Source organism: Candidatus Synechococcus spongiarum SH4 (genome assembly GCF_000586015.1).
Taxonomy (GTDB): domain Bacteria; phylum Cyanobacteriota; class Cyanobacteriia; order PCC-6307; family Cyanobiaceae; genus Synechococcus_B; species Synechococcus_B spongiarum_F.
The window spans coordinates 1-19679 of sequence record NZ_JENA01000007.1 but is presented as its reverse complement, the minus strand read 5'-3'; the positions used below and the strand labels follow the sequence as shown (position 1 = coordinate 19679).

23 protein-coding genes are annotated in these 19679 nt (G+C 63.1%); 11 read left to right on the top strand and 12 right to left on the bottom strand.

Going from position 1 to position 19679, the window contains the following annotated elements; all coding sequences use genetic code 11:
- The first annotated feature begins 173 nt into the window (after positions 1-173).
- On the top strand, positions 174-458 hold the full coding sequence (locus tag BG35_RS11810; protein WP_071994736.1) for a TIR domain-containing protein: 285 nt from the start codon (positions 174-176) through the stop codon (positions 456-458).
- A gap of 240 nt (positions 459-698) precedes the next feature.
- Here BG35_RS11810 and BG35_RS0100940 read toward each other — a convergent pair whose 3' ends face one another.
- Together BG35_RS0100940 and BG35_RS0100935 are read right to left on the bottom strand one after the other, a co-directional pair.
- Positions 699-959, bottom strand: coding sequence for a CRR7 family NDH-1 assembly protein (locus BG35_RS0100940; RefSeq protein WP_025781290.1), 261 nt, complete (start codon positions 957-959; stop codon positions 699-701).
- On the bottom strand, positions 952-1710 hold the full coding sequence (locus BG35_RS0100935; protein WP_034416359.1) for a glutathione S-transferase family protein: 759 nt from the start codon (positions 1708-1710) through the stop codon (positions 952-954). The genes BG35_RS0100940 and BG35_RS0100935 overlap by 8 nt, the downstream gene beginning before the upstream one ends.
- Before the next feature lie 24 nt (positions 1711-1734).
- On the opposite strand from BG35_RS0100935, the gene BG35_RS0100930 reads away from it, so the two are divergent.
- The 4 genes from BG35_RS0100930 (at position 1735) to BG35_RS0100910 (ending at position 4985) form a co-directional block, all read left to right on the top strand.
- Complete coding sequence (locus BG35_RS0100930) at positions 1735-1980, top strand: DUF751 domain-containing protein (protein WP_236619729.1); 246 nt, start codon at positions 1735-1737, stop codon at positions 1978-1980.
- Positions 1981-1983: 3 nt separating this feature from the next.
- Positions 1984-2358 (top strand): 30S ribosome-binding factor RbfA, encoded by a 375-nt coding sequence (gene rbfA, locus BG35_RS0100925; protein WP_025781287.1) that lies wholly within the window; start codon positions 1984-1986, stop codon positions 2356-2358.
- Between the two features lie 359 nt (positions 2359-2717).
- Positions 2718-3626: a calcium:cation antiporter family protein gene (locus BG35_RS0100915; protein ID WP_161632487.1), complete on the top strand. Its 909-nt coding sequence runs from the start codon at positions 2718-2720 to the stop codon at positions 3624-3626.
- A 120-nt stretch (positions 3627-3746) separates the two neighbouring features.
- Complete coding sequence (locus BG35_RS0100910; protein WP_025781284.1) at positions 3747-4985, top strand: NAD(P)/FAD-dependent oxidoreductase; 1239 nt, start codon at positions 3747-3749, stop codon at positions 4983-4985.
- Here the strand turns inward: BG35_RS0100910 and accD are convergent.
- From accD to proB, 6 genes are read right to left on the bottom strand one after another with little or no spacing between them, the layout of a single operon-like run.
- Positions 4952-5878 carry an acetyl-CoA carboxylase, carboxyltransferase subunit beta gene (gene accD, locus BG35_RS0100905; protein WP_025781283.1) on the bottom strand — a complete coding sequence of 309 codons (927 nt, stop codon included), beginning with the start codon at positions 5876-5878 and terminating at the stop codon, positions 4952-4954. The genes BG35_RS0100910 and accD overlap by 34 nt on opposite strands.
- A gap of 38 nt (positions 5879-5916) precedes the next feature.
- Positions 5917-6756, bottom strand: coding sequence for a prepilin peptidase (locus BG35_RS0100900; protein ID WP_025781282.1), 840 nt, complete (start codon positions 6754-6756; stop codon positions 5917-5919).
- Between the two features lie 9 nt (positions 6757-6765).
- Complete coding sequence (locus tag BG35_RS0100895) at positions 6766-7668, bottom strand: phosphoribulokinase (protein ID WP_025781281.1); 903 nt, start codon at positions 7666-7668, stop codon at positions 6766-6768.
- Positions 7669-7710: 42 nt separating this feature from the next.
- Complete coding sequence (leuB, locus tag BG35_RS0100890) at positions 7711-8838, bottom strand: 3-isopropylmalate dehydrogenase (RefSeq protein WP_025781280.1); 1128 nt, start codon at positions 8836-8838, stop codon at positions 7711-7713.
- Complete coding sequence (gene lpxD, locus BG35_RS0100885; protein WP_025781278.1) at positions 8835-9890, bottom strand: UDP-3-O-(3-hydroxymyristoyl)glucosamine N-acyltransferase; 1056 nt, start codon at positions 9888-9890, stop codon at positions 8835-8837. Before lpxD ends, leuB begins: the two co-directional genes overlap by 4 nt.
- Positions 9890-11032: a glutamate 5-kinase gene (gene proB, locus BG35_RS0100880; RefSeq protein WP_025781277.1), complete on the bottom strand. Its 1143-nt coding sequence runs from the start codon at positions 11030-11032 to the stop codon at positions 9890-9892. The genes lpxD and proB overlap by 1 nt, the downstream gene beginning before the upstream one ends.
- A gap of 90 nt (positions 11033-11122) precedes the next feature.
- Between proB and BG35_RS0100875 the strand changes: the two genes are divergently transcribed.
- Together BG35_RS0100875 and BG35_RS0100870 are read left to right on the top strand one after the other, a co-directional pair.
- On the top strand, positions 11123-11332 hold the full coding sequence (locus BG35_RS0100875; protein WP_025781276.1) for a photosystem I reaction center subunit IV: 210 nt from the start codon (positions 11123-11125) through the stop codon (positions 11330-11332).
- A 101-nt stretch (positions 11333-11433) separates the two neighbouring features.
- A complete protein-coding gene (locus BG35_RS0100870; RefSeq protein ID WP_025781275.1) occupies positions 11434-12291 on the top strand; it encodes a DNA-formamidopyrimidine glycosylase in 858 nt (285 codons plus the stop codon).
- Between the two features lie 10 nt (positions 12292-12301).
- Here BG35_RS0100870 and BG35_RS0100865 read toward each other — a convergent pair whose 3' ends face one another.
- Positions 12302-13045: a sucrose-phosphate phosphatase gene (locus BG35_RS0100865; RefSeq protein ID WP_025781274.1), complete on the bottom strand. Its 744-nt coding sequence runs from the start codon at positions 13043-13045 to the stop codon at positions 12302-12304.
- Between the two features lie 37 nt (positions 13046-13082).
- Here BG35_RS0100865 and BG35_RS0100860 point away from each other — a divergent pair, with 37 nt between their 5' ends.
- Positions 13083-14558: a glycoside hydrolase 100 family protein gene (locus BG35_RS0100860; protein ID WP_025781273.1), complete on the top strand. Its 1476-nt coding sequence runs from the start codon at positions 13083-13085 to the stop codon at positions 14556-14558.
- Here the strand turns inward: BG35_RS0100860 and petD are convergent.
- Together petD and petB are read right to left on the bottom strand one after the other, a co-directional pair.
- Positions 14544-15026 (bottom strand): cytochrome b6-f complex subunit IV, encoded by a 483-nt coding sequence (petD, locus tag BG35_RS0100855; RefSeq protein WP_025781272.1) that lies wholly within the window; start codon positions 15024-15026, stop codon positions 14544-14546. The two genes, BG35_RS0100860 and petD, sit on opposite strands and share 15 nt — an antisense overlap.
- Positions 15027-15101: 75 nt before the next feature.
- On the bottom strand, positions 15102-15749 hold the full coding sequence (gene petB, locus BG35_RS0100850) for a cytochrome b6 (protein ID WP_025781271.1): 648 nt from the start codon (positions 15747-15749) through the stop codon (positions 15102-15104).
- Between the two features lie 225 nt (positions 15750-15974).
- On the opposite strand from petB, the gene ctpZ reads away from it, so the two are divergent.
- Positions 15975-17222: a carboxyl-terminal processing protease CtpZ gene (gene ctpZ, locus BG35_RS0100845; RefSeq protein WP_161632486.1), complete on the top strand. Its 1248-nt coding sequence runs from the start codon at positions 15975-15977 to the stop codon at positions 17220-17222.
- Here the strand turns inward: ctpZ and BG35_RS0100840 are convergent.
- Positions 17200-17895 carry an HAD-IB family phosphatase gene (locus tag BG35_RS0100840; RefSeq protein WP_025781269.1) on the bottom strand — a complete coding sequence of 232 codons (696 nt, stop codon included), beginning with the start codon at positions 17893-17895 and terminating at the stop codon, positions 17200-17202. The genes ctpZ and BG35_RS0100840 overlap by 23 nt on opposite strands.
- A gap of 57 nt (positions 17896-17952) precedes the next feature.
- Between BG35_RS0100840 and minC the strand changes: the two genes are divergently transcribed.
- Both minC and minD read left to right on the top strand, forming a co-directional pair.
- Positions 17953-18678, top strand: a complete 726-nt coding sequence (gene minC / locus BG35_RS0100835) for a septum site-determining protein MinC (protein WP_025781268.1) — start codon at positions 17953-17955, stop codon at positions 18676-18678.
- 53 nt (positions 18679-18731) lie between these two features.
- The gene (minD, locus tag BG35_RS0100830) at positions 18732-19598 is read left to right on the top strand and encodes a septum site-determining protein MinD (RefSeq protein ID WP_025781267.1); all 867 of its coding nucleotides are present in this window, start codon (positions 18732-18734) and stop codon (positions 19596-19598) included.
- Positions 19599-19679: the final 81 nt, after the last annotated feature.

Here is a 19679-nt window from a genome sequence, read left to right as displayed (position 1 = left end):
CCAAGAAAATCCTGGGCGAACAGGCTGCCGCGCCAAGGGGCTGGTGACGGGGTGCGGTCTGGCGCAGGGGGCATGGTGGTCTGTCTTGACGACAAGTTCAGGGATAGGGTAGGATAGGGGCAGTACGCAGTAGGTCACCCATTCCCGCTGGCTGGCTCACCAGGAACGTTTTATTGAAACAAAGCCATGGCTTTGTCTTTAAGGACTATTCCGTTCCCCAGAATAATCCGATTCATAATGCAGAGAATGATGCTCAACTCCAGCAAGCCATCAAAAATCAAATGTCTCCTTGCAGTGCCGTCATCGTCTTGGCGGGAGTTTATGCTACATATAGCAGGTGGATCAATAAAGAAATTGATCTGGCTAAGGGAGGATTTATCAAACCTAAGCCAGTCATTGCAGTGCGGCCCTGGGGCAATCAGGGGATTTCCCAAAAGGTTAGGAATGCAGCAGTCTGAACTGCATTTCCTGCTAAGCCAGTGATGAGGAAATAAGGTCATTGAGGCTGTTGGACTCCGTCAGACCTTTACGCCCGTAGGCTTGACGCAAGGCTTCTTGTGTCTCGACGTTTGGCGCCTTCATCACGCCAGATGGTTGTTGTGTCGCGTTCGGTGTTGAGGAAGAGAAGCTCACCATCAGTGTCAGGCCCATTTGATCAGAATCTAGCAGCCTCATCCTGCCAGGGGGGATCCGCCACCTCAGCAATCGCGCTCCAGCCGCACGGCGTACCATTGCACCCGCTGGCCGGGCCCCACCTCCAGTTCACAGGCGGTATCCAGAAGATGAGCAGCCCGGGCCGGGGCATCGGGGAGATGGCGAAGGTCGCCAGGAACAGGGTCCATGGCGGCGAGGGTCCGCGCCAGCCAGGCTGCGGTTTCCGCCCGGTCGGCCATCCGGTCCGCTTTGCCGGGCTCCAGGATCACGTAGTGGTCCATGGCCCGGATGATGGGGTCAGCCATGGTGGTTTTGGTCAGGGGATGGAGCCGGGTCCTGGTCGCCCCGCCCCATGGCTCCATAGAACTGATCCCGCCAGGCAAAGAGGGGCTCGAACAAGGGATGATCCGCGATGCCGGGAACACCCCGGCCCGCCAGGGCGGCATCGGCTGTGGCGGGAAACTTCAGCCCATAGAGTTGAGCGGCCACGGCCACGTCCGCCACGCAGTGCCGCTGGCCAATGAGGGGCTGACCATTGGCCACAAGAGTGGTCAACTGCTCCAGGGCATGCCTGAGTTGTTGAAGCCCTGCCCGGGTGAACAACTGGCTGACGCCGGAGATCATATCCCCCGGAAACGCACCCACCACATCCCGCAAGGGCGCCGGTGTGGCCTGGGGAAGCAGGGCCTTGCGCAGGTGGCTGTCCCGGCTGACTGCTTGCAGCAGGGCCATGCGAGCCCCGTGGGCCAGGGTTGTATCCGCCCAGTTTTCCCAGATCAGGGCCCGGGCGCGCTCCTGGGCATCCCCAGGCAGCAGTGGGGGGTCGGGGATGCGGCTGTCGAGATGGCGGGCAATGGCCACGGACCCTGCCACCAATAGGTCCCCGTCTTCCAAGACCGGCACTTGCCGCTGCCCGGAACGGCGAAAGAGATCCACCTGACCAACACCGGGGGTGACCTCCTCCACAGCGTAGGGAACCGCCTTGGCGCTTAACAGCAGACGGGCTTTCTCGCAAAACGGCGAGTGACGGAATTGAAAAAGTTTCACAGGAGGCATGGATGGTTTGGCACAGTCTCCCCCATGCTTGCGGGCAAACCACAGCCTTGGGATGATGCCATGGGAAATCTGCTGGCCACCCTGACCAAATACCCCCGTTTTCTGGTGGGGTTTGTTCTGGGAATCCTCATCTCCGCCGTCAAGCCCTTTCTGGCTTGGGGGCGCCGCAGTCCCGTTGCGGCAGTGGCCCTGATCGGCGCCGTCATCAGTGGATCCATCTGCTTGGTGCAGATTCTTGATGCCATGCTTGTGGTTTCAGGAGAGGCCTGAGCCATGGCGCAAGGGCGACGGGTAAGCCGGGTGGCGGCCCTGATCAAGCGGGAACTGGGGCAGATGCTGAGCGGCCAGCTCAGGGATGAGCGGCTGACCGGCTCCATCATCAGCATTACCGCTGTGGAGGTGAGCGGGGATCTGCAGAACTGCAAGGTGTTTGTCAGCCTCTATGGAGAAGAGGCGGGGCAGGAGGCAGCCCTCAAGGGTCTCAAGGCTGCCAGCGGCTTCCTGCGCAGCCAGTTGAGCCGCCGTCTGGAGTTGAGACGGTGTCCCAAGCTCTGGTTTTACCAGGACAAGAGCATGGAAGCCGCCACAACCGTGTTCAGCCTTCTGGAGACGCTCCAGCAGGAGAAGCCTTCAGCAGATCCCGGATAGCTGCTGGCGACCAGGCATGCCTAAACTGCGTTGATGGGTCGTTTGGGGCTCAGGCGCGCAGGCGGTGTCCTGGGTTTGCCCCTGGGTCAGCAGGCGGAAAAGAGCCTGACGGTCCTCATGGTCAAGCTCCCCATGGTTGTCCCAATCCAGTGTGAACAGCGTGGAGTCAACGGACAGCATGGGGCGTGGAACGTCTTGGCCGCCAATTCTTCTGCAAAAAGAAAAAGAAGCTCCGAGACTTCAGGAACATTTAAGATGTGAACAGCGGTGAACCGGCGGGTGCTGCCCGGCGGTGGCGGGTGTTGGACGATGCTGGTTTTCGGCAAGATAAACACTGCTTGTGCTGGAGTGCCTCAGCGTTGATTTCCCGTGATCTTGGCTTTGCCCTTCTGGAACTTCTGCTGTCCATCGGTTTCACCATCGTTGCAGTGAGACTGCTGGTCATCAACGGTCTGGAAAGGCTGGCCCGGGTTTTGGGATGGTCCGCCAAAACCCAGGGTCAGATTCTGGGTTACGCCACCAGCCTGCCGGAGTTGGTGGCGGTTCTGGCCACAGCGCTCAACGGCCGGGAAAGCCTGGAAGGGGGTTTCTGGAACATCGCCTCCAGCAACGTGATCAACCTGGTGCTGTTTCTGGCGGCCGTGGTGTTCTATCTGCGCTATTGGGAACTGCTCAACCCCCGCTTCATTGAGGAAATCAGCTTCTGCGGTTTCTCCGTGCTGCTCCCCCTGGTGCTGGCTGCCACTGGCGTCAACCCTTCACTGGTGCTCAGCCTGGCCCTGCTGGGTTGCTTCCTGGGCTACAACCTGCTGGACCACAACCTGGCGGAGTTGCAGGGGAAACGAGGGCAGGAGGCCAGTGCTCAGCCCCCGGATCAAGCCCAAGGGACCGCAGCGGCACACACGCCGCCAAGCCGGGGGACGGTGCCGGCCCTTGTTCTGCTGCTGCTGGGGGCAGTGACCCTTGCCATCGCCGGCCACCGCCTGGGCAACAGCGCCGAAATGCTCATCGAGGCCATCCAACTGCCCGCCTGGCTGGTGGGCTGCTGCCTGGGCCTGGTCACGTCCCTTCCGGAACTCACGTCCTTCTTTGAACTCTACGGCCGCAGCACCGGCCAGGGAGAAACCCGTAAGCTCGATGCAACCCAGGCCAATCTGGACACTCTGGTGAGTTCCAATATGGCCAACATCGGCCTCATCTATCCCTTGGGGTTGGTGGCCTTCCAGATCAGTGAGTGGCTGGGGCTGGATGCGTTGATCGGAACCTAGTGTGGCGTCCTGGAGACAGCTTTACAAAGGCGCTGGATCTTGATCAGGATGGATCGGCGGTAGCCACCCACACGAAGCGTTCCCCACCGAGTCGCCCCGGAGCAGCGCCACAATGGGGCCATGGACATCCTTGTGGCTGGTGGCGGGCTGTGCGGCGCCTTGATGGCCTTGGCCCTCAGTCAGCGCCGGCTTGGCGTGACCCTGCTGACGGGATCAGCCCACCCACGGCCCATCCCCGCCGCCACCGGTTACAGCTATGGGGGCATTCCCTGGTGGATGGGAGTGGGGGACGGGGGAAGGATGCTGTCGGGCCAGGGGCTGACCTGCTGGCGGCAGTTGCAGGAGCGCCATGGGGATCTGGGTCTGCGGCCAGCCAAGCTGTTGCTTCACTGGTCTGCTGCGGATGACAACGCTGCGGTGGAGGCTGCCGTGGCGGCGCTCGCAGCCAGTCTCCCTGAAGGGGCCAGACCGGAGCGTCGGGGCCGTTCAACCTTCTGTGGGGGGGACCTGCAAGCCCTGGGGTTGACCTGTGCCGGGGCCGTCGAGCTTCCCTATGGCCGCATTGACGGCCGCCGCTACCGGCCAGCCATGGACCGGCTGTTGCAGTCCCAGGGGGTGAAGCGCTCGCCAGGGGCGGTGGACCAACTGCTGGTGCGCCATGGACGGTGCATGGGGGTCCGTCTCACCAACGGCGACGTATTGGAGTCCGACGGGGTGGTGCTGGCCACAGGCGCCGCCATGGCCAGCCTACTGCCCCTGCCTGAGGCCGGCCGGTGGCTCCCCTACGGCTGGGCCAGTGTGCTACCCCTGCAACAACAGCCATGGCCCGAGGTCATCCTGCTGCCCCTGTTGGGGAGACGGGAGCCGATGGAGCGCCAGGGGTGGACGGGCCTGGTGGTGGATCCCGGCCTGGCGCCGTGGGGTGGGGGCGTGGTGTTCGGTCAGGCCACCAGTCTTCAGCACTGGAGCGGGCTGCCTGGCGCCACCCCGTCAGTCCTGACGGGACCTTGGCAACCATCGGTGGCGGAGGCGCAACTCCGCCGCGCCCTGGCTGACTTGGCCCCGGGGCTGGCGGTGGCGGCTCGGCGCCAACGGTCGGCGGTGCGACACTGCCCCGTCAGCTACAGCCCCGACGGCCGGCCATGGGTTGGCGGCTGTCCCGGCATTGCCAACCTCTGGCTGTTCGGGGGTTTTCGGGGGGGATTTGCCCTGGCGCCGCTCCTGGCGCCGCTCCTGGCGGAGGCCGTTGCCCACCACAGCACCCTTGCCGAAGAATTGGGGGTGGATCCAGCCCGCCTGCTGGCGCAACAGGACTGTCCCCCGCCTCAGGAGGAGGGTAGGGGGGATTCCGCCTCCTGAGTGGGGGCAGGGACGTCATGGGCAGCAGCTACGGGCTGCACCCCGTGGATCCGGAAGAGATCAGCCAGTACGTTCCGGTGGCGGGTTCGCTCCACAATGCAGTCCACAAAGCCGTGCTCTTGCAGGTATTCCGCCGTCTGAAAATCAACGGGCAGCTTTTCCCGCAGGGTTTCCTCAATCACCCGCCGCCCGGCAAAGCCGATCATGGCCTTGGGCTCGGCCAGGTTCAGATCCCCCAGCATGGCAAAACTGGCGGTGACGCCGCCGGTGGTGGGATCTGTCAGCAGGGGGATATAGAGGCATCGGGCCTGGCGGTGGCGATGCAATGCGCCAGCCACCTTGGCCATCTGCATCAGGCTGAACAGGCCTTCCTGCATCCGCGCCCCGCCCGAGGCGCAGACAATAACCACAGGATAGCGGGAGCGGGTGGCTGTTTCCACCAGACGGGTGAGCTTTTCCCCCACCACAGACCCCATGCTGCCCCCCATGAAGCGGAAGTCCATCACCCCCAGGGCCAGGGGCATGCCCTGGAGACGGGCCAGCCCCGTGACCACGGCATCACTCAGCCCGGTGGACTTCTGGTAGTCGCGCAGACGATCCATGTAGGCCTTGCGGTCCCGGAAACCGAGGGGATCCATGGGACGCAACTGCCCATCAAGGGGCTGGAAACTTCCCTCATCCACCAGCAGGCGGATCCGCTGTTGGCTATCAATGCGGAAATGATGGCCGCATTTCAGGCAAACACTGGCATTGGCCAACAGGTCTTTGGTGTAGCTCACCTCGCTGCAGCTTGGGCATTTGCTCCAGAGTCCGTTGCTCCCGTCACTGTCCTGAAGGCTGCGCAGGGCAGGGGCTTCCCGTTTGCGGCTGGCGAACCAATCAAGGAGGGACACGCTTGGCTGTCTTGGGGCAACGGCTTATTCAAACCGCTTCAGCGGCCAAGCGCGAGGCCCACGGCATTCAACCAGGGCAGCAGGAGCGTCAGCAACTGCCGCTGCAGGGTCTGAGGGGTGAGCCAGACCAGAACGCCCGCAGTGGCCAGGAAGGGCCCGAAAGGAAAGGGTTGTCGGGGTTGGAGATGCCCGCTGAGCCGTGCCAGCAGGCCGAACAAGCCGCCACCGAGCACCGCCAGAGCCAGGGCAAGCAGGAGGCCCCGACCCCCCAGCCAAGCCCCCAGCACGGCCGCCAGCTTGCCGTCTCCTCCACCCAGTGCCGGCACCCCAAGCCACCATGTCCCCAGTACACGGGCCAGATCAAACCCCACCAGAGCCAACGCCGCCGCCAGGCTGTGGTGGACCAGGGGCGTGACGGGTCCCATACCCGCGGCCACGGCCAGCAGCGCCGTTGTTGCCAAGCCGGTGATTACGCCCCAGCGACAGAGGGGCTCCGGCAGCCAGAAGCCATCCAGATCCAGCAGCAACAGCAACAGCAATCCACTGGTGAAAACCAAACCGGCCAGAAGGCGCAGCACAGCGGCCAAGCCGCTGGCTGCTGGGGTGGTCAACAGCGCCACAGCCAGCCATAGTCCGGCGGTGAGTCCTTCCACCAGCCAGTCCCGCAGGGGGATGGGGGCGCCACAGGCGCGACAGCGCCCCCGCAGCCACAGCCAACCCAGCAGGGGGAGGTTTTCACGCCATGTCAGGGTCCGACCGCAGGCGGGGCAATGGCTGGCCGGCCCCATCAGGCTTTCCCCCCGTGGCAGACGCCAGGCGGCCAGGCTGAGAAAGCTGCCCACACATGCCCCCAGTAGAGCCGCCACCACAAATCCCATGGCCAAAATCTAGGCCGCCATCTTTTTCTCCTCAATCATGCGGTGAATGATCGGGGTGAGAATCAACTCCATGGCAAACCCCATTTTGCCTCCGTTCACCACCAGACTTGTGGGACTGGACATGAACGAATCCGGAATCATCTGGAGAAGATAGGTGGGTTCAATGGCAAACTGCTCCTTGACGCCACGGCGGAAATGGATAATCACGAAGCTCTCGTCCGGCGTGGGAATATCACGGCGGATGAAGGGGTTGGAGGTATCGACTGTGGGCACCCGCTGAAAGTTGATATGGGTTTCCGAGAACTGAGGGCAGATGTGATTGATGTAATCCGGCATCCGGCGCAGGATGGTTTCAACAATGGTCTGGGCCGAGTAGCCCCGCTCCGCGTTGTCCCGGTGAATCTTCTGAATCCACTCCAGGTTCACGATGGGCACCACGCCGATCAGGAGATCCACCAGGCGGGCCACGTCATAACTGTCACCCTTGACGCCCCCGTGCAATCCTTCGTAGAAGAGCAAGTCCGTGTTGGCGGGGAAGGGTTCCCAGGGGGTGAACTCGCCCGGCTTCAACGCGGTGCCGAGGCGCTGGTTCTGCTCAGCCGCCTCTTCCGGGCTATGGAGATAGTAGCGACGCTCCCCCATGCCCGTTTCTCCATAGGAGAGGAAGGTCTCCTCCAGCTTCTTGAAGATGTTGGACTCGGGTCCGAAGTGGGAGAAGGTGCGGTTGGCAGCGGTGGCTTCCGCCATCTTGACCTTCATGGTCATACGATCAAAGCGGTGATAGCTGTCGCCTTCAATCACCGCCGGGTTGATGCCTTCACGGCGGAAGATGTGCTCGAACGCTCGCTTCACGGTGGAGGTGCCGGCTCCGGAAGAGCCGGTGACAGCCACAATGGGATGCTGCTTTGACATGGGAGGTTAAGACGGGGACAACACCGAGACCAGTGTGCAGCCCTAGGGCGCCGCTTGGCTAGACCCGGTTGACGTCTCCCTGGCATCCATATCCGCGACGGGGTGGTCCAGAGCCGCCAGTAGGTGGTCCCCCATGCCGGCACAACCTACGGCAACACAGCCCTCGGCCATCATGTCCGGGGTGCGGAAGCCCGCCTTCAACACCTGGTCCACCGCAGCTTCCAAAGCGGTGGCGGCCCTTTCCTGCCCCAGCCCCAGGCGCAACATCATGGCCGCGGAAAGCACCATGGCCAAGGGGTTGGCCCGGTCCCGACCGGCAATGTCGGGCGCCGAACCATGGACAGGTTCAAACAGTCCCGGTCCCCCATCCCCCAGGGACGCGGACGGCAACAGGCCGATGCTGCCGCTCAGCATGGCCGCCTCGTCACTCAGGATGTCCCCAAACAGGTTTCCTGTCAGCAGTACGTCAAACCGTCGCGGCTGGCGGATGAGCTGCATGGCGGCATTGTCCACGTACATGTGCTCCACCGTCACGTCGGGATAGGCGGATGCCATGCGCTCCACCCGCTCCCGCCACAGTTGGGACACGTCCAGCACGTTGGCCTTGTCAACGGAGCAGAGTCGCTGGCGGCGCTGGCCGGCCAGCCTGAACGCCATGGCGGCAATGCGATCCACCTCCACGGCCCCGTAGGTCATGGTGTTGAAGGCCCGCTCCTCGGATCCGCTACCGATGCGCCCTTTGGGCTGGCCGAAATAGATGCCGCCGGTCAACTCCCGCACCACCAGCAGATCCACCCCGGACACCACCTCGGGCTTCAGGGAACTGGCGCCCAGCAGGGAGGGAATCACCTTCACCGGGCGTAGATTGGCAAACAGGTTCAGGCCGGCCCGCAGGGCCAGAAGTCCGCTCTCGGGCCGCTGCTGTCTTGGCAGCCGGTCGTATTGGGGGTCGCCAATAGCGGCCAGCAGCACCCCATCCGCAGCGCGGCAGCGGCGCAAGGTTTCAGCAGGGAGGGGCTCGCCACAGGCGGCAATGGCTGCGCCCCCCATGGGAGCCTCCTCCATGGCGAGGGGTAGCCCATAGCGGCTGGCCACGGCCTGCAGGAGAGTCTTGGTCACCGCCGTGATTTCCGGACCAATGCCGTCCCCCGGCAGAAGCGTGATGTTCATGGTTGTCGGGAACGCTCCACCTGCTGCTGCAATCGTTTGAGACTACGACTCAACTCCGGCAGGCGGGCAAACAGGGCCGAGGCCCGGAGCCAGAGGCGGTTGGGGATCACAGGGAAACCGCTCACCACCTCCCCGGGCGCCACGTCCGCATGGACACCGGCTTTGGAACTGGCCACCACCCCGTCCCCAATGCGGACCCGGTTGCCCACGCCCACCTGGCCCGCCAGGATCACGCCACGGCCCACCACAGCGCCGCCGGCAATGCCCACCTGGGCGGCAAAGGCACAGCCTTCGCCGGTGACCACCCCGTGGCCAATCTGGACCAGATTGTCAATTTTGGTGCCAGCCCCCAGGCGGGTTTCCCCCACGGCGGGACGGTCCACCGTGCTGCAGCAGCCCACTTCCACCCCCTCCTCCAGCACCACGTGGCCTGTCTGGGGCATTTTGCGCCACCCGCCACCGGCAGGAACAAAGCCGAAGCCCTCTCCGCCAATCACCGCATTGGCCTGAACCACACAGTTGGGCCCCAGACGGCTGCGGGAATGCACCACAACATTGCCGTGGAGTTCACAGCCCTGGCCAACCCACACGTCCTCGTACAGCACCACGCCGGGATGGAGGACCACCTCCTCCCCCACGCGGCAGCGGGGACCGATCACCACCCCGGCCGCCAGAGACGCGCTGTCCGCCACATGGGCATCCGGCGCCACCACCGCCTGGGGATGGCGGCCGGGGATGTGACGTTGGCGGGGGTAGAGGAGATCCAGCGCTTCGGCAAAGCTGAGGCGAGGGTGGGGAGATGCGGCCCAGGCAATGCCCTGTTGCCGGGCAAGCTGATGCAGCGGTTCCCCATCGGCGGGCAACAGCACCGCACTGGCGCCACAGCGGGCCAGGGCCTCCGCCATGGCGGTGTTCCCCTCCAGAAAGCCCAGTTGCCCTTTCCGGGCCTTGTCCAGAGCGGCGGCCCCATCCAACTGGGGATCATCCGCCAACCAGCGGGGGCCGTCCGGCTGAAGACTATCCAGAGCAGCGAGAAGTGTACTGAAGCGCATCAGGAGTTGGCGTCGGGGGAGCGGGTCAGGACCAGAGAATCACGGTGAACCACACAGGCGGCATTGGGTTGACCCAGCAGGGGGGCGACCTGGTCCCGGGAGAGGCCACGAATCCTGTTCACCACGTCGCTGCCATGGCGGCTGATGCCCCGGGCAATTTCTTCCCCGTCCGGCCCGCAGAGGCAGACGGCCTCATGGGAGGAAAAGCAGCCCTCCACCGCGGTGATGCCCGCAGACAAGAGGGATGCGCCCTGCCGTTCAATGGCCTTCACGGCCCCCTGGTCCAGGTGCAACCTGCCCTGGGGCAACACGCCGTGGGCCAGCCAGCGTTTGCGGATGGGGATGGGGAGAGCATCGGCCTGGAAGCGGGTCCCTCCGTTGCCGCCCTGCAACAACCCTTCCAGAACGGAAATGGTGCGGCCGTCGGCCAGGTCCACCGTGATGCCGCCGGCCGTGGCAATGCGGGCAGCGGCCAGCTTGGTGGTCATGCCCCCTGTGCCCCACTGGCCACCCGGTTCCGCCGCCTGGGACAGGCTCAGCAGTTCCGCCCGGTTGCGCACCTCGTGGATGGGGCTGGCTTGCAGATCTCGCCTCGGATCAGCCGAGTAGAGACGGTCCACGTCGGTGAGCAGGATGAGCCGCTCGGCCGCCACCGCCACCGCCACCCGCGCCGCAAGGGTGTCGTTGTCACCGAAGCGCAGCTCATCGGTGGCCAGGGCGTCGTTTTCATTGACGATGGGGAGTACCCGGCGCGCCAACAGGCCCCGCAGGGTGGCCGTGGCGTTGCGGTAGCGGCGCCGGGATACGAAATCGCCCCGGGTCAGCAACACCTGGGCCACCAACTGACCATGGACACCAAAAGCCTTGTCATAGGAGGCCATGAGCAGTCCTTGCCCCACGGCTGCCGCCACCTGCTGCTGTAACAACTCCTGTGGACGCCGGGCATCCCCCAAACGACGACTGCCCAGCCCGACAGCGCCGCTGCTCACCAGAACCACGGAGCGCCCCTGCTGACAGCAGCAGCTCAGAACCCGGGCCAACTCGGCAATGACGGTTTCCGTTCCCCGGCGGGCATCTCCCCGCAGAATGCTGGTGCCCACCTTGACCACGATGGGCGGGAGGGCTGTGCCGGAGTCAACCATGGGGAACCTGACACATTTCATCACCCTCGACAAGGAAGGGCACCGTCCCAGTTAAGTTGATGGCGCTGTTCAGCTTTGCATCTTTGCGCCATGGCCATCAAGAGGGGACAGAAAGTTCGCATCAAGCGTCCCGAGTCCTATTGGTTCAACGAGGTGGGCACCGTCGCGTCCGTGGACACCAGCGGCATCATTTACCCCGTATCCGTGCGTTTTGACACCCTCAACTACAGCTCCTACAGCGGGGTAGAAGGTGGCCTGAACGTGAACAACTTTGCCGAGAGCGAACTGGAAGCGGCCTGAGGGCGCCACCTGCTGCGGACACTCAACCATCGCGGACACCGCAAGCTTCACAAGGTCTACGCCAGGGCCGCCCCAAAAATCTTGCCCTCCCATGCCCCTCTGTGCCGGAACTCCCTGAGGTGGAAGTGGTTCGCCGTGCGCTGCAGCATGGCGTTGGCCGTTTCCTGATTCGCCATGTGGAGATCCGGCTGGCCCGCACGGTGGCTTTCCCCATGGGTGACTGTGCAGCCTTTACCGCCGCTCTCACAGGGTGTCAACTGACGTCTTGGCGCCGCCGCGGTAAATACCTGCTCAGCCAGCTTGTGCGCCAGGGCCGGCCTGCGGGTCGGCTGGGGGTTCACCTGCGCATGACCGGCAGGTTTCGCTGGCTCAACGGGGAAGACGCTCCCGTGTGTCCCCACACTCGTGTGCGATTTCTTGGTGACGGGAAGGAGTTGCGCTTTGTGGACACACGCAGCTTTGGGCGTATGTGGTGGGTTCCCCCCGGCACAGCGGCATCCCGGGTGATCACCGGGCTGCAGAAGCTGGGGCCGGAACCCTTCGCCGCCGCCTTTGACGGAGCGTACCTGGAGAGGCGCCTGCGGGGATCCAGGCGGCCGATCAAGACAGCGCTGCTGGACCAGTCGGTGGTGGCCGGAGTGGGCAATATCTATGGGGACGAGTGTCTTTTTCTCGCGGGCATTCCACCCCACGTTGCCAGTGACAGCTTGAGCCGAGGGCAGTTGGACCGGCTTTGTGGACAGTTGGTGCAGGTGCTGGCCAGCAGCATTCAACAGGGGGGAACCAGTTTCCGGGATTTTCGCGACCTGCAGGGTGTCAACGGCAACTACGGCCAGACGGCCTGGGTCTATGGGCGATCAGGTGTACCCTGCCGCCGCTGTGGCGCACCCATCCAGCGCCAGGTTCTCGGTGGACGCAGCAGCCACTGGTGTCCCCACTGCCAGCGGGAGGGAGGGTAGGACCACCCTGCTACAGTAGGGGCAAGGTTTCCAGTGCATGGAGAATGGCCCCCCCATGGTGGTGGTGGGAGCGCAGCAGGGTGTCTGGACGGACTTGCCGCCACCACGCCAGAAGTTCCGGCCTGGCATTGCTCACCATCACCCCCCACCAGGGACCCCCCAGCATGGAGCGGTCGTTGCCGGAATCACCACAGCACAGCACCTGATCCGGCCGCAGACCCAGCTTCTGCTGGAGATAGCCACTCACCGCACCCTTGCCCGCCCCGGGGGGCAGAAGGTCAAGTTGGCAACCACTGCTGAACACCACCTGCGCCTGGAGACCGGCCTGCTGCAGTGCGGCCCGGAGGTGCTGTTCAAACTGGTGGGCCGCCGGTCCCGTGCGGGGTTCGGCCAATTCATAGCTGAGCTTGCAGGGGGTCTGCTCGGATGCCGGTTGCAGGATCAAGTCGCTCCGGTTGGCCAACAGGCCGGCGAGGGCAGGCCGGTCCCAATGGCGCTGCAACCGCCTGTCCCAGGCCAGATCGGGCTCGCCGCACCAGAGCAGGGCGGATCCCACACCCGTGGCCCAGCCCTCGGGCTCCAGCAGGCCCTCCTGCTGCTGCAACTGACGGGCCCCGGCCAGGCTGCGGCCTGTAGCGTAGACCAGATGGATCCGGGAGCGTAGCGTCCCCAGTGTTTGATTGAGACGGGCCAGAGCCTGTCTGTCACCCACAAGGGTATGGTCCAGATCCGTGACCAACAGCAGATCCTTCATTGCCCCCTACCTCCGCTGACGACTGGACGCCGTAGCCATGTCCAACCCCATCATTCCACCCCGCCCCCGCAATCGCAGCCGCGCCAGCCTGAAGGAAGAGAGGATCGTCCAATCGGCAGAGGCCCATCTTGAGCGCACCCTGATCAAAGCGAGGGGCCAGTTGGCAGGCGCCGTGGCAGCCATTGAGCACCCCAGCAGGGGCATGTCCCTCAACTACGGCGAAGTGTTTCTCCGGGACAACGTGCCGGTGATGATCTATCTGCTCCTGAAAGGACGCCACGTTCTGGTGCGTCACTTTCTGGTGCTGTGCATGGAGTTGCAAAGCAACGCCCTGCAAACCCGGGGGCTTTTCCCCACCAGCTTCATCGAGAAAGAAGGGAATCTGGTGGCGGACTACGGCCAACGGTCCATTGGTCGAATCAGTTCGGTGGATGCCAGTCTCTGGTGGCCCATCCTCTGCTGGATCTACGTCTCCCATGCCCAGGACTGGCAGTTTGGCTGCGACCAACGGGTGCAGCGGGCGATCCAGCGGCTACTGGACCTGGTGATGCAGCCCTCCTTTGAGGGCACTCCTGTGTTGTTTGTGCCGGACTGCTCCTTCATGATTGACCGTCCCATGGACGTGTGGGGGGCGCCACTGGAAATCGAGGTGTTGCTGTACGGCTGCTTGAAGTGTTGTGTTCATCTCATGGAGTTGGCCCAACAACACAACGCCAGCCCCAGCAGGCTCCTCAGCCAGAGAATCCCCCTCACCCGCCAGTGGATCCATGATCTGCGTTCCTATTTGTTAAAGCATTACTGGGTCACCAGCAAAACCATCCAGGTGCTGCGACGACGCCCCACGGAGCAATACGGAGACGTGCAGCACCTGAACGAGTTCAACGTTCAGCCCACATTCATCCCGGACTGGCTGCAGGACTGGCTGGACAATCGGGGGGGCTACCTCATCGGCAACGTGCGCACGGGGCGGCCGGACTACAGGTTTTTCACGCTGGGCAACAGCCTGGCCTGCATCTTCGGGCTGCTGACGGCGCCCCAGCAGCGGGCTCTGTTTCGCTTGGTGCTCCACAACAACAACCATCTGATGGCCCAGATGCCCATGCGCATCTGCCACCCTCCCATGGAGGGAGAAGAGTGGGCCATGAAGACGGGCTCCGATCCCAAGAACTGGCCCTGGAGCTACCACAACGGAGGGCATTGGCCCAGTCTGCTCTGGTACCTGGTGATGGCGGTGGCCCTCCACGACAAGGATCATCCCAAGGCGGACGTGTTGCTGGCGGGCCAGATGAAAACCTTTCTGGAGCGGGCCTACCAGATTCATCTCAGCCAACTGCCCCGCCAGCAATGGGCGGAATACTTTGACGGACCTACGGGAACATGGGTGGGCCAGCAGGCCAGAACCTATCAGACATGGACCATCGTGGGCTTCCTGCTCACCCGTCAACTGCTCCGCAACGGCTGCCAACTCAACTTCTCGTTTGCGCTGAGTCAGGAGCCGTCAGAAGAGTCCTAGGGTCAGAGACTTGTCAATCGGCAGGGCGGCGCCGATGCCCAGGTAAAGGGCCATGAGGGCGCCAAACAGGAAAACGGTCATGGCAACAGGCCGCCGGAAGGGATTCTGGAACCGGTTGAAGCTCTCGATAAAGGGAACCAGCATCAGCCCCAAAGGCACCATGCCCTGTAGCACAATGCCCAGCAGCTTGTTGGGCACAACGCGCAAGATCTGGAACACCGGATAGAGGTACCACTCCGGCAGGATCTCCAGGGGGGTGGCGAAGGGGTCGGCAGGCTCGCCAATCATGGCGGGATCCAGGACGGACAGCCCCACCACACAGGCGAGGGTCCCCAGAATCACCACCGGGAAGATGTAGAGGATGTCGTTGGGCCAGGCGGGCTCACCGTAGTAGTTGTGACCCATGCCTTTGGCCAGCTTGGCCCGAAGCTTGGGATCGCTCAGGTCGGGTTTTTTGAGGATTGACATCAGTCCAGTGGGTGAGATGGCGCAGGGGAGAAAAGGGGGAGCAGCCCCCTGGAGGGGGAACCCGGAGCCGGAGGCTTAGAGAGGGCCGGAAATCCCCTGCTTACGGATCATCAGGAAGTGCATCAACATGAACACCGCCAGAAGCCACGGCAGCACGAAGGTGTGGAGACTGTAGAAGCGGGTCAGCGTGGCCTGGCCGACCCCCTCGCCACCACGAAGCAACTCCACCAGTTGGTCGCCAACTACAGGAATGGCGGCGGGCACGCCGGAGACGATCTTCACAGCCCAGTATCCCACTTGATCCCAGGGCAGAGAGTACCCCGTGACCCCAAAGCTGACGGTAATGACCGCCATGGTGACGCCCACCACCCAGGTGAGTTCCCGGGGTCGCTTGAATCCCCCCGTCAGGTAGACCCGGAACACGTGAAGGATCAGCATCAGCACCATCATCGAGGCGCTCCAGCGATGCACGGAGCGGATGAGCCAGCCGAAGTTCACCGAGTTCATCAGGTACTGAACGGAGTTGAAGGCCTCGGCCACCGTGGGCCGATAATAAAACGTCATGGCAAACCCCGTGGCGAACTGAATCAGGAAGCACACAAGGGTGATGCCGCCCAGGCAATAGAAAATATTGACGTGGGGCGGAACGTACTTGGTGGAGAAATCGTCTGCGATCTCCTGGATCTCCAGGCGCTCCTGGAACCAGTCGTAAACCTTCGACATGGGGCAAAGGGGTTCAGCGGGTGAAAGGGGCAGGAAAGATGGCTGCCCGTCAAGCGCAGGGCAAACCCTGGGCACTCAGGAGCCGAGTCTATAAAGCCCACGTCACGGCGTGGGTGACGGGCAGACCATAACAAAAAAGAAGAAAGATTTTATCAGTCTTGACAGCAACGGGAATCTGTGGAAGGTCAGCTTCCCACAATGGAGCAGTGGTGGGTGCAACGAGTCGTGCGCAAGCTGAAGATTTGTCTGTTTATCCTGATTCTCGCTGGCTTTCTCCTGGGATCGCCACCGGTTCAGGCCCTCTCCGAGGACCAACAACTGGTTGTGGAGGCCTGGAGCCTGGTGAATCAAAGCTACGTGGACTCAACGTTTGAGGGGATACCGTGGCGCCGCTTGCGGCAAAAAGCTCTGGAGCAGCCGATTTCCTCCAGGGAAAGCGCCTATGAGGCCATTGACGCCATGTTGGCCCCCCTTGGCGATCCCTTCACCCGTTTTCTGCGTCCGGAGCAGTTCCAAGCCCTCAGGGACAGCACGGAAGGCTTCATCAGTGGCGTGGGCCTGCAGCTTGGCATCAACGACGGGGAGACGGTTGTGCGGGTTCTCTCCTCCCTGGATGGCTCTCCGGCGGAGGCGGCCAGGATCCAGCCTGGCAGCGTTATCCTGGCTGTGGAGGGGCACTCCGTAAAAAACCTTGGCCTGAAAGGGGTTGCTGAAGCGCTGCGGGGACCCTCCGGCACGGTTGTGGACATTGATCTGGCGGCGCCGGATGGGGACCGCCAATCCCTGTCTCTTAAGCGGCGCACCGTGGATTTGCGTCCCGTGCATAGCCGCCGCCTCCGGGAAGACGGGCACACCTACGGCCTGCTGCAGATCAACCAGTTCACCACCGAAGTGCCGGAACTGGTGAGCACAGCCTTGGCGGAACTGCAAAGCAAGTGCATCGAAGGCCTGATTCTTGACCTGCGCAACAATCCCGGTGGTCTGGTGACCAGTGGCCTGAAGGTGGGTGATGCCCTGCTGGACGCCCAGCCCCTTGTAACCATCCGTGACCGCAACGGGATCGTGGAAACCATCCCCGCTGATGAGGGGATGCTCTACGACGGCCCCCTGGTGGTGCTGATCAACAGCGGCACCGCCAGCGCCAGTGAAATTCTGGCCGGAGCCCTCAAGGACAACGAGCGGGCCGAGATTCTGGGACGCCCCACCTTCGGGAAGGGGTTGATCCAGACCCTGATTCCCCTGAGCGACGGCAGTGGCCTGGCCGTCACCGTAGCCCGTTACATGACGCCGGACGGCTACGACATCCAGAAGGCGGGCATTGCCCCCAACCAGGTGCTCGTGGCCGCGACCCAGGAGATGCTGGCGAGGCTGGAGGACGAAAGCCAGGATCCCTGGCTGGGACGGGCCATGGTTGCGTTGCAGAACCAACTCCATCACCACGGAAAGTACGTCAATCGCATGGCGCTGACCTGATGCCTGATGGCGCCACCAGCCCCAACCGTGCGAGGCGCCGCGACACATCATCGAAATCACGCCAGGGGTGAAAGGCCGTCCCGCGCTCCGTCAGCAAGTCGGCCAGAAGGTCTCTGGCAAAGACCACATCGGCCGTCTCGGCCATGCGCAGGTCGGTAATGCCGTCACCAATGGCAATGGTGCGGCCCTGGCCATACATGTCCATGACCAGCGCCTTGGCCACAAGCTCCTCCCCGGAACTGCAGGGACTGTGGATGTGGTGACGGGCGCCCTGCTCATCCCGGGGGACAGGACGGCCGGCAATGACGGCCTTGAAGCGATGACCATGCTCCCGCAGCACCGCCTCAACCAGGGGGAGAAACCCGCCGGATACCACGACAACGGGGATGCCGGCGTGATCCATGGCGTCGAGGAAGGGGAGGAAGCCTGGTCGCGGGGCAAACGTGGCCATCCGTTCCTCCATGGCCCTCAGGTGCTGGGCCGTGAGCATGGCGCCCAACCGGTCCATGGCCTGCCGAAGCGTGAGACGGAAGCAGAGCAGGTCCCCCTTGAGTTGACGCCAAACGTCGCCATAGGTGTCCTGCATCAGCAGATCAAAGGTATCGACGGCGGTGATGGTGCCGTCGAAGTCACAGAAAACAGTGGCGGGAACCACGGCCTTGTCCAGCGCCATCGGTAACGGAACGGAAACTGGTTAATCTTTGCCTGGAGTCGTCGCCAGCAGTGGGCCATGGGCGCCAGCTTTTTGCAAGCATCGGTTGCAGGATCCCTGTGTCAGTTGCGGCTTTCAGGGGTCAGCGCCAGGGGCGCGGTTCTGCTGCGGGTTGTGGAACCCGCCTTGCCAGGGCTCAGTCAACAACACCCCCTGGAACTGGATTGTGGGGACTGGCTGCTGAGTTGCGCGGATCTGGAGCAACTGCAAGAACTGCTGCTGCTGCACAACCTGAATCTGGTTGCGCTGCGCTCCGTTGAGCCGCGCACAATTGTGGCTGGCGCCGCCCTGGGGATCATGACGCAACTTCAGACGCCAGCGCCTCCCATCCATCAGCAGCCCCCTCAACAACCCCGGGACCACCAGGAAAAGGCCATCCTCTACGAAGGTTGCCTGCGCTCCGGGGATTGTCTGGAGCACGGGGGCACGGTGGTGGTTCTAGGGGATGTCAACCCCGGCGCCCAGATCCGTGCTGCGGGGGACGTGATTGTCTGGGGACGACTGCGGGGAATGGCCCATGCGGGCAGCCGGGGCAATGGAGCGGCCCGTATCGCCGCCCTGCAATTGCAACCTCAGCAGGTGCGCATTGCCTCAGCAACGGCCCTGGGTCCCGGCGAATATGCTCCGCTGGGGCAGCCGGAGCAAGCCGTGCAGCGCAATGGTCAGATCGTGATTGAAGCTGTTAGAATCACGAGAAGCTCTATGATGCCCATCAGGAAGCCACAAGTCCTTGCTGCCAAATGATCCAGTGACGGCAGGATTGAAACGATCAGCATTTTGTACCTCAATTCCTCCACATGGCACAACTGCCCTCTTCTGATTCGACCACACACATTGATGCCCTGAAGAGCCATAACTGCCGCTCCATTGTGCTGTGCTCAGGGAAGGGAGGCGTGGGCAAGACGACGCTCACAGCCAATCTCGGCGTCGCCCTGGCCAAGCTGGGGCACAAAACCTGCGTCGTGGATGCGGACTATGGTCTGCGGAATCTGGACCTGCTGCTGGGGCTGGAAAGCCGCATTGTTTTTACGGCACAGGAAGTTATTTCCGGCAGTTGCCGGCTGGGGCAGGCCCTGGTAAAACACAAGCATGAAATGAATCTGATGCTCATGCCGGCGGGGAACCCCCGCATGCTCGACTGGTTTAACCCGGAGCACATGCGGAATCTGGTCACCATGCTGGCGGAGGGTTTCGATTTCATTCTCATTGATGCCCCCGCAGGGGTGGAGGACGGGTTCAAGAATGCCGTGGCCGGGGCCAATGAGGCTATCCTTGTGGTGAACCCGGAAATCTCCTCCGTGCGGGATGCCGACAGGGTGGCGGGTCTTCTCTCCTCCCAGGGCGCCTTTGACCTCATCCAGCTTGTGGTCAACCGTGTACGGCCCAGGATGGTGGAAAAGCTGGACATGCTCTCCATCGAGGATGTCCTCGACATCCTGGCGGTTCCCCTTCTGGGGGTTGTCCAGGAGGACGAGCAGGTGATTATTTCTTCCAACCTGGGGGAACCCCTGGCCCTGGGCAAGCACAACTCTCCTGCTGCTGCTGCCTACGGCAACATCGCCCGCCGCATCCAGGGGGAGGACATACCGATTCCCGATATCAATGCCAAACCCGCAGGCTTCATGGACCGTCTTGGTGACTTCCTCTCCACAAAAATCATTTAGAGGCGCCGTCATGAGCATCATCGAACTACTGAACCGCCTCACCGGCGCCAGGAACACCAGCGCCAACTCCGCCTGCAGTCG